The following is a 14702-nucleotide window of genomic DNA, read 5'->3' as shown; positions in this document are numbered from 1 at the left end:
GAGATTCTGCATGAAAACATCAAAATTTAGTGACAGCCAAATCCTGGCAATTTTAAAACAAGCGGAAGCTGGAGCTCCGGTTCCCGAACTCTGCCGTGAGCACGGTATGAGTTCGGCCACCTTTTACAAATGGCGCGCCAAATTTGGCGGCATGGATGCATCCATGATGGCCCGGCTTAAAGAGCTGGAGGCGGAAAATGCCCGGCTGAAAAAGATGTACGCCGAAGAACGGCTCAAAGCCGAAATCCTCAAAGAGGCCATCGAAAAAAAGTGGTAAAGCCGTCGCGCCGACGGGAATTGGCGCAAAAGGCGGTGCGCGAGAAATCCATTTCTGTCACATTGGCCTGTGCGGTGTTTAGCATCAGTGAAACCTGCTACCGCTATCAGGCCCGTCTGAGGGATGAGAACGCGGAAATTGCGGACTGGCTGCTGCGCTTAACCTCCACTTACCGGAGTTGGGGCTTTGGCATGTGTTTCTATTACCTGCGTAATGTGAAACGCTTTGGCTGGAACCATAAACGTGTGCTGCGGATTTACCGCGAGCTGGAGCTGAACTTAAGGATAAAACCCAAGAAACGGCTCACCCGTGAAAAGCCTGAACCGCTGGCGGTGCCAGAGATGAAGAACCAATGCTGGTCGATGGATTTTATGCATGACCAGCTCGAGGATGGCCGCAGTTTCCGGCTGCTGAATATCATTGATGATTTTAACCGGGAAGGCTTAGCCATTGAGGTCGACTTCTCGCTACCGGCAGAACGGGTAGTCAGAGTGCTCAATCAAGTCATTGAGTGGCGAGGCAAACCCAAGGAAATCCGTAGCGACAACGGCCCTGAATACATTGGTTCTGTCCTCAAAAACTGGGCAGAATCAAACGGAGTGGCCCTGAAGTATATTCAGCCAGGCAATCCGCAGCAAAATGCCTATGTGGAGCGATATAACCGTACAGTTCGCTACGACTGGCTAAACCAATATTTATTCAGCAGTATTGCCGAAGTTCAGGACTATGCGACAGAATGGCTGTGGTTTTATAACAATGAACGGCCAAACAAAGCTTTGGGTGGCATACCACCGAAGTACAAGGACAACTTAGTAACACAGGCTTCTACTTCAAGCGTCCATTAAAAATGGGATGATTACCGCATAACCGGTATACACGTCACCGCTCACAAGCTCTCTTTAACACTCTATTTTCAATGATTTGCTGGACTGGTCTTTGCGATACGATAGAAAAGGCTGGTATGTTTTCCCTGATGATACAGCCGGCATCGATAAGGCTGTATTTTTCAATTGTTATTTTTGGAAACAGGGCAACCCTGGTACCTAAATACACAGTTTCACCCAAAATACAGTTGCCATTGACCACTGAGTAAGGCGACATAACAGAGTGTGCTCCCACCTTCGATCCATGACCTACAGCGCTGTATACGTTGAGTAGGACATTGGCTTCAAGTACAGCGTTGGCGCTGATTACACAGTGTGGGGCAATATAACAACCGTCTGCAATTACTGCAGTGGATGAAATGATTGCGCTGGGGTGAATATAACTAAAAAGTGGCAATTGTAGGCGCGAAAGCACGCCCGCAATGCGCGCACGGTCACTTGCTCCACCAAGCATAATGATTGCTTTATCATTTGGACCTGAAACGTAGTCTTCAATAAGTCCCAAATAAGGCAATTCAGGATACTGTGCCAACAGCTCGCAATTTGCGTACGCATTCAGTACACCTTTGACTGTCAGTCCATTTACATTGAAAAAGTCCTGGTCCAGCATAAAGGTGTAAACTTCAAGAGCTAAACCACCACCACCAACAAATACCAAATTAGTCTTTGTTTCATTCATTATCGGCAACCTTTTGCAGTAGCGAGACAAATCTTGCTTTTAACGAGGCTGCGTCAAGCTGATTTGTGCGTAGCAAATAAGAATAATCCCCGGGTACTGTAAAGACATTGGGTACCCCTATACAATGTAAAAAAGGCCGGTTCGGGCTAAATTGAGTCGCCAGAAACTCGGCAACTGCTGAGCCTAATCCCCCTTGGATAAAATGCTCTTCGACAGTGATCCAAAGTCTGGATGTCATAGCATCCTGCAGGCAATGTTGGTCCAAAGGCGATATGGTGTGCATATCGACTACTTGCACACTGTAACCACACTCTTCCAGCTCAGTTGCCACTTCAACAACTTGCTTTGTTATAGCTCCGCAACAGAATACAGTGGCATCCTTGCCTTCTTTCAATTGGATCGCTTTTCCTATCTCAAATGCATATTCTTGCGTGTACAAAGGAGCTAAACCAGGTACGCCTGTACATCTTATATAGACCGGACAATCCATAGTCAGAGCCTGCTGCAATGCTTTCATCGCCTGACCGGGGTCTGAGGGAGAAATAACCACCATGCCAGGAACGGAGCGTAACAAGGTCATATCTTCGAGCGCGTAGTGGGTATTGCCAAAAAATGTCAAAGCAAAGCCAGCTGAGACTCCAACGTACACTATCGGAAATTTCATATAACCACTGTATTGCCGGATTTGCTCGTAGCTTCGCATAGATAAAAAACACGCCTGAGCTGAAGCTATGACTTTAAAACCCTCATTGGCAAAACCAGCGGCCATACCTACCAGGTTTTGTTCAGCAATACCTACATTAAAAAACCTGTCAGGGTGCAAACCGGAAAACTTGAGCAATCCGGCAGGCTTTGCCATATCTGCTGACAGCACTACAATGTCATCCCTTTGTTTAGCTAATTCAACTAATGCAACTCCAAATGCAGCTCCTGCTTGTCCTAGCTTTGCATACACTCTGGAAGTAGAGGCTGTTAATAGTTCCACAGACTTATCCTTTCAGTTCGCTTAAAGCCAGTTCGTAGGACGACTGGTTCAGCGAGCCATGATGCCAATCAGCGTTGGCTTGCATAAAACTGATGCCGCAGCCTTTAATTGTGTCTGCAACAATAGCTTTAGGCCTGTCAGCTCTTTTCTGCAATCCGGTCATTAGTTCTGGGCAGCTATGGCCATTCACTTGCGTGACGTCAAAACCAAAGGATAAGAGTTTGCTGCAAATATCTTGATGTCCCATGATGAAACGCTTGTCACCGTCAGATTGCATCATATTCCTGTCCACTATTAAGGTGAAATTTGACAGTTTATAGTGAGCTGCCGACATCAGAGCCTCCCACACTATGCCCTCATCGCACTCGCCGTCACCAGCGAGTACAATAATATCCTGCTGATCCCCTTTAAGCCGGCTTGCCAATGCAACGCCAACAGCCAAAGACACACCTAATCCCAAACTGCCGCCTGAGTATTCAATACCAGAATTCAGATCTTTATGGGCGTGAGCAAAAAAATTGGAACCATTCACTTCAAACAGCGAGCTTTGTTCACTGGTCAATAAACCAAAAGACTCAAGGACGGCAAAATAACCTAAGGCGCCATGCCCTTTACTTAAAAAAAATCGCCCCTTAGGGCCTGAGCCTGCAACAGGCTGGGTTTGATCATTCAATATGTAGTGATATACCGCGACCAGAATTTCCACCAGTGACAAACTACTACCAAAGTGAGCGCCATTTTTACCCGTCGCATATCCAAGCTCAATAATACGTCGACGTACAGTGTTACACTGCTGTTCAACCCAAGCTGAAGTCATGGTTTACATTCCTCCATCCACTCTGAGCACTTGACCGGTTATGTAAGCTGAATGATCGGAAATCAGATAGCCCGCAACTGATGCTATCTCTTGTGGAGTGCCACAACGTCGCAGAGCTGTTGATGCAGCGGCTTCGGCTATGACTTCGTCAGACATACTACTGAGCATATCGGTTTGAGTGATGCCTGGAGCTACTGTATTCGCTCGAATATTCATTTGCCCGACTTCACGTGACAATGCTTTAGTTGCGCACAACAAAGCTGCTTTGCTGCTGCCATAAGCCGAACGCCCCGGGTTTGCGTCTATTGCCGCAGTTGAAGCAATACTCACAATAGAGCCACCACCATGTCGACTCATCAATTTGATGATGTATTGTGTCATCAAATAATGCGACACAAAATTAACCTGCAGATTTTGCTCAATATTATGTTCGTTCGTCATTTGAAAAATTGCGTTGTAGGTAATACCGGCATTGTTAATCAGGCCATTGATGGGAAACGGTGAGGCCTTAATTAACTTCACAGCGACCAGCATCTGATCTTTGTCGCGTAAATCAAAATAAAGCGGCGTTATAGTAACCTGATGCTGCTCAGCCACATGCTGGCAAAACTGTGCAAAGTCGTCACTGGCAGAGCGAGCGTGCGCCCATATATTGGCGCCTTGTTTTGCACAAAACTCAACTGTTGCTTTGCCTATACCCCGATTAGAACCCGTGATCAGAATATTTTTACCTTCCAATAATTTAATCACGCCATTCCCCCATCAATCCTAATGATTTGTCCGCTCATGTAAGACGACAAATCAGAAAGTAAAAAACACATTAAATCGGCAACTTCTGTAGGTTTACCTATTCGGCCCAAGCTAGTGGAACTAATACGCTCGTTCAGTATATCCGCAGGTACATTTAGGTTCATGTCCGTATCAATGACCCCTGGTGCTATAGAGTTTACCCTGATTCCATAGCTGCCAAGTTCTCTTGCCAGGGTGCGTGTCGCGCCGTTTAATGCGGCTTTGCTGCTGGCATAAGCCAATTGACCAGCGATACCATCTGTCGCGGCGATCGAAGATACATTAACGATAGAGCCCGCTTTTTGTCGCATCATATTTTTTGAGATCAGCTGTGTCAGTACCAAAGTAGATACAACATTCACCTGATAAATCTGCAACAGATCCGTCGCTGTTGTCATGTGAAATACAGCGTCCTTGGTCATGCCCGCTATATTCACAAGACCATCAATGGGCACTTTTGCAGCAAGAATTTGTTTTGCCATTAATTTTACAGATTCAACATCAGTAAAATCAGAACAGAGCGGTTCAACACGGACCTGATGCTTTTTACTTAGCTCAGAACAAAACGACACAAATTCCGGAGTCAGGAAATTGGCACAAGCCCACAAATGTGCACCCTGTTCGGCAAAACGTTCGACTGCTACTTTACCTATACCTTTCAACGCACCTGTTACTACAATATTTTTACTGAAAATCATTTTAGATCCCTTAGAGACTAGTGCAGAACAGACTGCGACAACTTTGAACTAGGATAATTTTTGATAATCTTTTTTCCCATTGTCTGTATGGGGCAAGTCAGTTAATTGATGCAACGCAACAAAGCGCGCATTGATTTTAAACATGTCAAAAAGTAATGCATGAATGTCTGCAGGCTTAGTCGCAGAAACAAAAAACACATCGAGCTTTTCGTCAACACCAGTCACCATAAACTCATGATCGAATTCCGCTTCAAGACAGGACTCAATTTCATCCAGACCAAGACGCAAACCGGCCAATTTAATAAATCTTTTCTTCCGCCCGACAATATAGAAAAAACCATCAGCATCTACGCTAGCAATATCACCTGTGAATAATTTTGCCTGTTTCGGCAAAGATCTTTGTAAATCGGCAAGTGAGGCCGCATAACCTAACATTACATTGGGTCCTTGATAAACCAGCTCGCCGTCCTCAGCCAGACTTAATTCGCCATTTGGGATTGCTATGCCGATTGAGCCAACTTTATCCACTAACCTCAATGGTGGGACGTAACTAATGCGGGCCGTTGCTTCTGTTTGACCATACATCACAAAAAAACGGATCTGACGCTCCGAAGCATACTGATAAGTTTTACGGATCAGCTCTTCAGACATCCTGCCGCCAGCCTGGGTCAGAGTTTTTAAAGACGGAAATTCCTTGTTAAAAAAACCTGTTCGATGCAGCATCTGATAGAAAAAAGGCACACCTGATAACGATGTGATCTCATAGTCCAGAAGGTCTTGGTAAAACGCTTTATCTAAAGGGCCTTTATTAGCTAGCACTAGGGTAGCGCCAGAGCTCAGATAAGAGTTGAGGATAGATAGGCCATAGGAATAACTCAGCGGCAAATTACAATAGGTTTTATCTCTAGCTGTTATATGCAGGTATTGCACTATTGAACTGGCATTCTCTGCAATATTTGACGTAGATAATTTCACCAGTTTAGCGCTACCAGTTGATCCTGATGTACTAAGCAGCAAGGCCAATTCAGGATCAATACACTGACTGGCTAACTGCCTATCCACAACAACTTCTTTGTCGGAGATAAATTGGAGTGCTGGTCGGTAAGTCTCTAGAAGCGCATTGTATAGCGTCTGATCCATACCTACCGGAAGTAATAGCGGCACAACTCTGGTCCGTAAACAGGCTAAGTAACGAACAACTGATGTCAGGCTATGTTCCATCACTAAAAAAGCAATAGCGGGATTCAATTCAAGCGAATTAAGCCAGTCACAGCAACTGCTGATTTCTGCATTCAAGGCTTGATAGGAAAGCTCTCTGTCAGCGTCAATAAGCGCAATCCCCTGGTACCGCGCTAAAGCCTGTTCGGTCCAAAATTCAGCAGCCATCACTAACCAGCCAGATATTTGGCTACGATCTCTTTGGCTTTCTTAAAACTGCTCATATCAATCACATCATCTGTATCAATCATAATGTCGAACTCATCTTCCAGAGCAACAATAAGACTCATATGGGCAACTGAATCCCATTGTGGAATTTCACTGTATTTTAATTCGTCGTTAATAACGTCTTCATCAATATTAAATGTCGTCATAAAGACAGATTTTACTTTCGCTTCCAATGTATATCTCCTGCTTATCTAAAATTTATAAACTATCCCGATACAAACGAGCACCACTAATATTCTTATAGTCAATCACTCGCGCTGGGCTTGCCTGGATCTGCAAATGGTAGTCATAGGTTAAAGCAAACATTCTTGCAAACTGAGAAAAACAGTCATCTTGCTCACCAGCTTTGCGGATCAGGCTATTTTTGGCATCTATCGCTACAACTTGGTCATGGACATATTCATACTCAGCTTGGTTGTTGACAATCTGAACACATTTTTCTATATATGCTTGCACACTATCAACAACCGTACAATGCTCCAAACCTACAGTCCTTAATATTGCTTTATCTGTTAAACCTGCAATTTCCGCACTACTCATGGACACAACTGGCATATGTAACATCAATGCATCAATAGTGCTGTTGGTGTTTCCAAAAGGAAATGGCACTATCGACATGTCACATTTAGAGAGCGCTTCAAGAAAGCGGCTATACCCTGAACTTTGATGAACAACAGAACCTGGCAACTCATTTTCAATAAGTCTTGTGAAACTATCGTAAGCGTTACCTGTTAAAGCCGGGAAAAAATGATACTCAACTTTCTTCTTTGCAGATCCGGAAATTGACTTGCAAGCCTCTATAAAATCGCCATTTATTTTCATTGATGTCGCGTTGATGGCAATTTTAAACTTATTGCCTTGGGGGTACTCGCGGGATATCGTACTGAGTTTTAATTTTGGATGAGGCTCTTGCTTAAAAACTATATTATCCACTGTGACTATTTTCTCGCTAACCAGTTTACTGGTAAGTTCTTCTAAAAAGAAAAGAAATATATAATCAATGCAGGATGAAAAAGATGTAGCAGGATGTCCTCCGGCCATAATTTGAACAGGCGCCAACCTTAAATTTGCAAGACATATAGTGTAATGCGACATGCCCAGACTAGGATAAAAAATAATATCAGCGTTCTCTGCTTTTATTATCTTTGTAATGTCTGTGAGGCTCTGTTCATTAGTATCCAGCACTATAGTTTTCTGGGCCATAGAATATGAAGCATCAATGTGCTCCTTTTCACCTATAAATACAAGGTCAAAATATTCTGCAAGTTGCTCTATATAGGGAGCGTAACATCTATGCATCGCGTGACCGGGCTTAAACCGCTCATGGACCACCACCATTTTGGGGCGAGCATTTAATTGATATTGTGTACCATTGTCACTCATCCCTTCAGCGATAAGAAAGTTTCTTACCATTTGATTCAAATATTTTTTCAGTGTGTGTTTCGCAGGAAAAACAGCGTAGCTACACAACATCCAGGCATTAATAAAACACTGGATCATTTGATAATCAGGTGTCACTTTCGTTAAAAAATCAGCGTGGCGAATCACTGTTTCTCGGTTTTTTTCCCCCTGAGCCGTAAAGGTACTGACCTGATTTAACCAGCCCATGAAGAGTGGAACTTTCACTTCATCAGATAGGCTTATTGCAACCTGCAGCATTTCTTCAGTGATTTGATCCAAATTTAACAATGCCAACGAAAGGATTAAACCGCCGTTTGCAAAAGATTTTTCACCATCAACAATATCTGATGCCAGCATTGCCATTAAATGTTCATTACCGGAAAAACCACTGAGCAAAAGTATTTCCTGAATATTATTTTTTTGCATCGCGAGGCATAGCAACAGCTCTATGGTTACTTTGTTTCGTTGCTCAGCCAGCCATGAGGATAAAAAAGACGCGACCCGGGTATATACTTGAACGATATTTCGGTGCAAATGCTTATTTTTTGCAATGCTTAAATCTTTAAAAGCCGCTGCACAATTTTGGCTTAATGTCTCAATTTCTTTAATTGTTACACTATGAAGCCCTCGGTTTTCCAAGAGTGAAATTTTGTCTGATAGCTTATTCAGCTCTGTTATTTTATCTGTCTTATTTAACTTCATTCTTTTATTACCTGCTCGCCAGCATTTGCAACAATTCGCCGTTGGTATTGGTGGAATAACACTGAATGCCTGCCTGCGCTATGTTTGTGCACAGTCTTTTCGCCTCAGCCTTGGTGCTGAAACCTGCCAGCTTCAGCCTGTGATACAACTTACCATTCACTGTAACTTTCTCTATTAAAGGTAAATAATTCGCCAATTGCTGCTGCTTTAAAATATAGCGAGACCAAGTGTTCACCGCTGCAGTATGACTAGTTAACGACGCTAGTTGCAAAGCAAAACCCAGGTCTTTTGCTGCCATAGTCTTTTCATTAATTGCGGTATCAGCCAACACTTCAGACCCAATCGCTGCACCATCGGTTGTTGCTGTAATAGCGGGGTCGGTCAGATCCGTGGTCGTGACCGGAGCAACTGCTTGCGCTACTTCAACAGGTTTGGACGGTACAGGAGTTATAGGAACATTTGAAGTAACCTCATCAACAACTTCTGAAGCATTAGTTGTATTCACTAGCTTTTCATCAAAGTCTTGTTTAGTGATGGTGTCAACTTCAACGTTTTCGGCTGGTAGCGTGGCTTGCTCTGTCTCCTTTAAAGCTGCGAGCTCACCTATTAACAATTTTAAGTCACCTTCCAATGCCACCAGCCTTTTTAATGACGGTTTAAGTTGCTGCCATTCCTGATCTTCAGGGGCTATACGTTTTTCTGGCTCAGGCACAGAACTACAACCACTGAGCACTAACAGGCAGATACCAACAAGTTTCGTTTTCATGCCAATCTCCATTTATAAATCCAAACCTAAAGGCTTCACAGAACAGCTGAGCTTTCTTGCGACAAATCGAGTACAGATACGCTCAGCCTTTTCCTGTTGCTGGACAAAATGACCATACAAGACATAACGGCCAGTCTCCTCATCAACCAGGTAAAATGGTGCCAATAATGAAACGTCCAGTTTTGGTCTGATAACACCCCAGTACGTTTTCAGTAATTCAATGCTGCTGAAGCTGCCGAGAACAACTGAAAAGCCCTCAGTGAACTCCATTTTCTCCAGAATAAAGGAACGACCATCTATTAACTCCCCACCGCCTCTTACTTTGGTAAGTAATGGTGTTGCATTCCGAAGCTTTTTACGATTGGTATATTTCTTGTTTAGCGCTATCTTATACCGACCTGGTAGAACATCAGCAAAGGCATAATAACCATCGAACTCTGTTACAGTTTCTGTAACTTTATTACCTTTATTATCCAATAAAATAACCAGAATATTTGATGCAGGTACTTCTTCTCCCAACGCATCCTTACTAAAAATGTTGCCTTCAATTTCACCTGTGGTCGATAGCGGTATTTCATGATGCATTACTAATCCACGACGAGGTAACACTGAGATTCCAGTAGTAGTTGGAACCATAGTAGGATCTTCCAAGGAACTTCGATCAACAATTATATCGGTCGCATACCCCGTCGACAGACCTTTCAACACAGCGACACCTCGCTCATCTGTGACTTCATCACGGTACTGCTGAACCGCTTTTACTTTCGCGTTTGGAACGACAGGTTCATATTTGTCGTGTATTTTATTGTTGTTTAGATCTTCATAGACCTTAACGGCCATAGCACCACCGAAGGCCAAAGGCTGGGCTCCACCAAAAACTGTTTTTGTTTCTGGTTCGTACCCAAAGCTAAACTGAGCAGATAAACCGATACTGTATGAGTCCTTATTATTGTAATTAAAGTAAGAACTAATAGTAGCCAACTTATGACGCCAGTTTAAACCCAGACTTCCGCCTAACTGATCATTAAAACGAGAGTAGTTTAAACCAAGAGTTGAACCAAAATCTGGCGTATGCTGGTAAGAAACGTTGGCAGAAACTGCTTCCAACTGTTTTTTTGGCTGCAAAGAATAGGTAGAACCTATGCCCAGAAAAACACCTTTGAGTGCAGTGTTAAAGTTGAATTGACCGGCCACTGTGCCTACAGAAATTTTGTTTGCGGTAGTTAGAGGGTCAGTATTTCCTATGCTCAGCAATTGTCGGTCTGCGTCTGTGAGCAAAGGCGAATCGCTATCCAGTATTCTCTCTCTGTCATTTTTCTGAATTACGTTGTTAAAAACGCCAATAGGTGTGCGCAACGCCAATCGATTTGACAGGCTCGAATTTTCATTCCCCAAGCCATCCTTGGTGACGGACCAGGACTGAGAAAAGGATAAAGGAATAGAAGAACCAAAGCCGCCGGATGCAGTGAAACCATAATTGGATGGTTTTCCATCTAAAGTACTTTGTTGCTCTCTCACTGCGACGATATCAGCTTCGGAGTAATTAGCCTCCATTGAAATACCTAATACCGAGGTACCTAATGCATAACCATCTGTGCGGTTTTTTAATTCATCTTGTAGCAAGTTATAACTAAATAGCGCTTTATTGAATAAATTAAAAGAATTACCAAGGCTGTAAGAATTAAGCTTTGTTTGATCAGATAACTTGGGCTTAAAAGACTCTACCCCTACAGAAGTAGTCCAGAAGTCTGTCAGACCATAGCGGAAGATGGCATTGGTTAGATAACCTTGCTCTTCTTCGGCCAAACCTTGTTTATCGAATAAACTGCGTGAGTTGTCTACGAAAGATAGCAAATAGCTGGTATCGTTTTTCTTTAGACTGTTTTCAGTAAAATTATACTGCTCAGTTTTTGTCTCAATTTGCCCCTGTGGTCCATAGAACACCAAATCAAAATTATTTTGTCCATAAAATAACTGCACGTCATTAAAGTCGTAACGTCCATCCTGTGCGTTCAGTTTTCTATCTATTAAGATATTGTTACGGTATAACTCGACATCCCAACCATTTTGAATCACGCCGCTAAAATTGACTTTACTGTCATTACCCGTTTGGGTAGCGGACAAACTCGACAGACGAAAACCTAGTCCCTGTGCGCTACTGCCTCCAGGGAGAGAATTGACTGAGGTAACATCACCAAGGTCGATAGTTGTTAAACCAAGCGGTCCTAACAAGTCACTTTTATTGGAATATTTAGAGAGCGTTAGACGCGGATTATTCAGTAACTGCTCTTTAGCACCGCTGAAGTAAAACAAACTGCTAAAATAGGGAACATCCAGCGCACCGACTGCCGAGTAGTTAAATGGAATGTAATTATTGCTGCCACTGACGCTCACACCTGAAGTTAAGTTTAAATCCAGCATTGGGGTCATGAAGGTTTTATAACCAGATTCTTTTAATGGCAACACTGCCGACTGGCTGACAGTATTCTGCAGTTTATTCCTCTGTCGTTGCTGTTGTAACTGCAGTGGAAGTGGTTTTTGAGTGGTTAAAAACAATTTTAAGTCGTTTTCGCGAACATTAAATTTAAAGCCTAACCATTGTTCAAGCAGCAACAAATCAATATATGAAATATCATCGACCAACACGTACTGAGTTGATGTTAATTCGTATCGCCTATTGCTAATAAATACTTCGGTTATATCATCAGTCTTTTTTGGCAATTGAATTGAAAAGTTGTTTTGTTCGTCATAAATCCAGCCTTTGACAATAGAGCTTTGCTGCTGATAATCAAAATAGATATTCAACACTTCAAGTAGCATAACCAGGTCAATCGCATAACCAGTTTCGGTTTTTAGTAGTGTCAAATCATTGACGGGTATATCAGCTAACTGCAGACTAAAGATCAACTCCTCACCTACCTCATAACGACTAAAAGACTCGTCGTTTTCCGAGCCTTCAGCAACCATAAGAGTAGGAGCAGCAATTGATAGATCAGGTGCGGAACCCGTTGTAACCAAACGGGCTGCCACCTCTTGATTCAAAGCTTGGGGTGTCTGTTCAAACTTTTGATACTTGTTCTGAATTTTATTGATTAACGCAAAAACTTTTTGCTTTTGCGTTAAAGGCTCCGAAGCCTGAACCGAAAATATTGGGACCGCAACAGATGCGCCAAGGATCACTGAAACACAAAAAGCGCAATATTGAACTCTGTACTTCGTTTCAGCCATTTGTGCCCCATTTTAGTTGAGAGGGCGAACATTCCCTCCTGCTACTTGATATTCCTTAGTAGCAAAAGTTGTGCCACTCCATTCCTGAGTGCCGCTGTATACCAATTTCAAGATGCCATTCAATGAAGTTGGCATTTCTCCAGTATTAATGAGCGTGAGTTGTGACTGTTTTACTTCTGGGTAGATGCTGAAATCATTGTATTTAGCAATCTCAAGCTGATTGTTGCTACCTGAGGCTTTATAAAAAACCTGCACATTTCCTATCACCGAACTTGTTCCTGAGCGATTAAGGTTAAGCTTTAATTGAGGTTTGCCGTTTAAAGTAGCCATGGACACTTGCTCAAGACTAACTTGCGCCTGTTTTGGCCCCTGCTTCACAATAACCGGAATAGCGTAACTCATGATGGCGTATACATTAATGCCAGCTTCTGGAGACAGTGTTTTTGGAATAGCTCGAAAACGCAGATGACTGCGGTATTCACCAGCAGGAAGGTTGTTTGGTTTACGCAAAACCAGTTTAATCGTCTGGCTTTCGCCAGGTTTTAAAGTGACTTGACGTGGGCTGTAGCGCAGAAACTTACTTGCTGAAGGAAAAGCCGCTGCCTCAGCTGCCGTTAATGGGCGGTAGCCGCCTTGGGGTAAAGCCATCTGTTCAACCCACTCCAGTCGATAGCTATTCACCTCTTCACCATTGTTGACCAGTATTATTTCGTCACTACGTTTGTTATCAAAAAATGACGCCCGCAAAGGTGTAATCATCAAACTAGCCGAACAGGTCATGCTCGTCAACATAAGCAGTACGACTGCACTTTGAATAAGCTTTATCATTTTCTATCCTTTTGATTAATAATTTACCACTATATCTATACTACCCGTATAACTGGCATCGGGATATGGCCGTCCATCACCAGTAGTTTTGATTGTAGCGCCAATAATAAGCTGCGATTCTCCATTACCATCGGTAAAAATGGACAAAGGTATATCCAGACTTTCCACTATAAATGGTGGTAACAAAGGATCGGCGCTGGCTCGCAATTCTGTTGGTACGACCGGCGTTAAATGCAGTTCTGTATATGCAGGAAAAAACTGTAGAGTTAATTCGGACGGGTAAGCATCCTCAACAATTTGCAACTGATGAGTACTGTAAGGCTTGCCTGACCGTGGCACCACTATCCTGCTTACGATAGTGTTACCTGTAGTAATAATAGTTCCAAAATAAAGTGGCCGCTGTATTATTTGGCTCTGTGCTGAACATACAACAAGCAGTGCAAATAACACCAACGGCCATCTTGGTTTCAGTTTCATTACTATTGACCTCAAAGATTTGACAAAGAGGTACAATACCATCTTCAGCTATTAGTAAGAAACAGTGATGGCAAACTGACCTGTGTATTCAACTTCATTATTCTGATCGTAGTTCTGAGCTTTGGTATTATCAAGATCTGTACTTAACTGTGCGCCTACAGAGAAGCTAGCAGCACCTGTACCATCTGTTGTGATCTGGCCTAAACCATTGGCATCACCAATATCAAATGTAGAGTTCAATACCAGGTCACGTGCAGTCCACGAGCTGCCAATGATTACAAAACCTGGAGCAGCGGTGTTAGCCGTAGTTAAAGCTACATTGGCGCCAGCTGTAGTTGTAGCTGCATCAGTGATCAAGATATTTACTGCAGTGAAAGGCGCTGCGCCTGTAACAGTATACTTAGCTGAGCTGCCACGAACTAAGCTGTTCATTGAAAAGCCGTTCGTACCAGGTGTTGCCGTCATCGTTGCTGCGTCATCAGCAGGCAGAGTAACTCGAGCAGCAGAAACAGAGGCGTTGGCAGCCTGAGCTGTGTTGTAGTTTGCACGCACAGTTCCGAAATTCAGAGGAGCAGTTTCAGCAAAAGTGATAGCATTTTTGACTTTCACTGATGCTTGGGTGTTGATAGCCATAGATTGCAGTGGAGTCAAAGCCGTCATACCAGCTAAGGCTAAACCGATACCAGAGACCAGTTTTTGTTGATTACTCTTTTTCATATATCATT

At 43.1% G+C, this 14702-nt stretch carries 14 protein-coding genes; 1 reads left to right on the top strand and 13 read right to left on the bottom strand.

All coding sequences use genetic code 11. The annotated features are described in order from the left end of the window. The first annotated feature begins 10 nt into the window (after positions 1–10). Positions 11–1122 (top strand): IS3 family transposase gene (locus tag EK374_RS06950; RefSeq protein ID WP_407691844.1). Its coding sequence is split into 2 segments (ribosomal slippage): positions 11–272 and positions 272–1122, totalling 1113 coding nucleotides; the frame shifts between segments, so codons are not numbered across the junction. Between the two features lie 34 nt (positions 1123–1156). Here the strand turns inward: EK374_RS06950 and EK374_RS06945 are convergent. Genes EK374_RS06945 through EK374_RS06885 form a run of 13 tightly spaced genes read right to left on the bottom strand, consistent with a single transcriptional unit; the run spans position 1157 to position 14694 of the window. Beyond that, entirely contained in the window at positions 1157–1840 is a 684-nt protein-coding gene (locus tag EK374_RS06945) for an LbetaH domain-containing protein (RefSeq protein WP_127021391.1), read from the bottom strand. After that, positions 1833–2825, bottom strand: coding sequence for a transketolase family protein (locus tag EK374_RS06940; protein WP_127021388.1), 993 nt, complete (start codon positions 2823–2825; stop codon positions 1833–1835). The genes EK374_RS06945 and EK374_RS06940 overlap by 8 nt, the downstream gene beginning before the upstream one ends. Before the next feature lie 4 nt (positions 2826–2829). After that, positions 2830–3642 carry a 1-deoxy-D-xylulose-5-phosphate synthase N-terminal domain-containing protein gene (locus EK374_RS06935; protein ID WP_127021386.1) on the bottom strand — a complete coding sequence of 271 codons (813 nt, stop codon included), beginning with the start codon at positions 3640–3642 and terminating at the stop codon, positions 2830–2832. Between the two features lie 3 nt (positions 3643–3645). Further along, positions 3646–4392 (bottom strand): SDR family NAD(P)-dependent oxidoreductase, encoded by a 747-nt coding sequence (locus EK374_RS06930; protein ID WP_206099299.1) that lies wholly within the window; start codon positions 4390–4392, stop codon positions 3646–3648. Then, positions 4389–5129 carry an SDR family NAD(P)-dependent oxidoreductase gene (locus EK374_RS06925; RefSeq protein WP_127021384.1) on the bottom strand — a complete coding sequence of 247 codons (741 nt, stop codon included), beginning with the start codon at positions 5127–5129 and terminating at the stop codon, positions 4389–4391. Before EK374_RS06925 ends, EK374_RS06930 begins: the two co-directional genes overlap by 4 nt. Before the next feature lie 48 nt (positions 5130–5177). Beyond that, complete coding sequence (locus EK374_RS06920; protein WP_127021382.1) at positions 5178–6515, bottom strand: AMP-binding protein; 1338 nt, start codon at positions 6513–6515, stop codon at positions 5178–5180. A 2-nt stretch (positions 6516–6517) separates the two neighbouring features. After that, positions 6518–6748 (bottom strand): acyl carrier protein, encoded by a 231-nt coding sequence (locus EK374_RS06915; RefSeq protein ID WP_206099298.1) that lies wholly within the window; start codon positions 6746–6748, stop codon positions 6518–6520. 25 nt (positions 6749–6773) lie between these two features. Further along, complete coding sequence (locus tag EK374_RS06910; RefSeq protein ID WP_127021380.1) at positions 6774–8678, bottom strand: tetratricopeptide repeat protein; 1905 nt, start codon at positions 8676–8678, stop codon at positions 6774–6776. 7 nt (positions 8679–8685) lie between these two features. Next, positions 8686–9444: an SPOR domain-containing protein gene (locus EK374_RS06905; RefSeq protein WP_164731833.1), complete on the bottom strand. Its 759-nt coding sequence runs from the start codon at positions 9442–9444 to the stop codon at positions 8686–8688. A gap of 12 nt (positions 9445–9456) precedes the next feature. Then, the gene (locus EK374_RS06900) at positions 9457–12672 is read right to left on the bottom strand and encodes a hypothetical protein (protein WP_127021376.1); all 3216 of its coding nucleotides are present in this window, start codon (positions 12670–12672) and stop codon (positions 9457–9459) included. 12 nt (positions 12673–12684) lie between these two features. Continuing rightward, entirely contained in the window at positions 12685–13500 is an 816-nt protein-coding gene (locus tag EK374_RS06895; protein ID WP_127021374.1) for a fimbrial biogenesis chaperone, read from the bottom strand. Positions 13501–13515: 15 nt separating this feature from the next. Then, positions 13516–13977 carry a hypothetical protein gene (locus EK374_RS06890; protein ID WP_127021372.1) on the bottom strand — a complete coding sequence of 154 codons (462 nt, stop codon included), beginning with the start codon at positions 13975–13977 and terminating at the stop codon, positions 13516–13518. Between the two features lie 51 nt (positions 13978–14028). Continuing rightward, positions 14029–14694, bottom strand: a complete 666-nt coding sequence (locus tag EK374_RS06885) for a hypothetical protein (protein ID WP_127021370.1) — start codon at positions 14692–14694, stop codon at positions 14029–14031. Between the last annotated feature and the right edge of the window lie 8 nt (positions 14695–14702).

This window comes from Rheinheimera mangrovi (assembly GCF_003990335.1).
GTDB classification, from domain to species: Bacteria; Pseudomonadota; Gammaproteobacteria; order Enterobacterales; family Alteromonadaceae; genus Pararheinheimera; species Pararheinheimera mangrovi.
The sequence above is the reverse complement of the archived record's forward strand: the minus strand, read 5'-3'. Positions and strand labels throughout refer to the sequence as shown.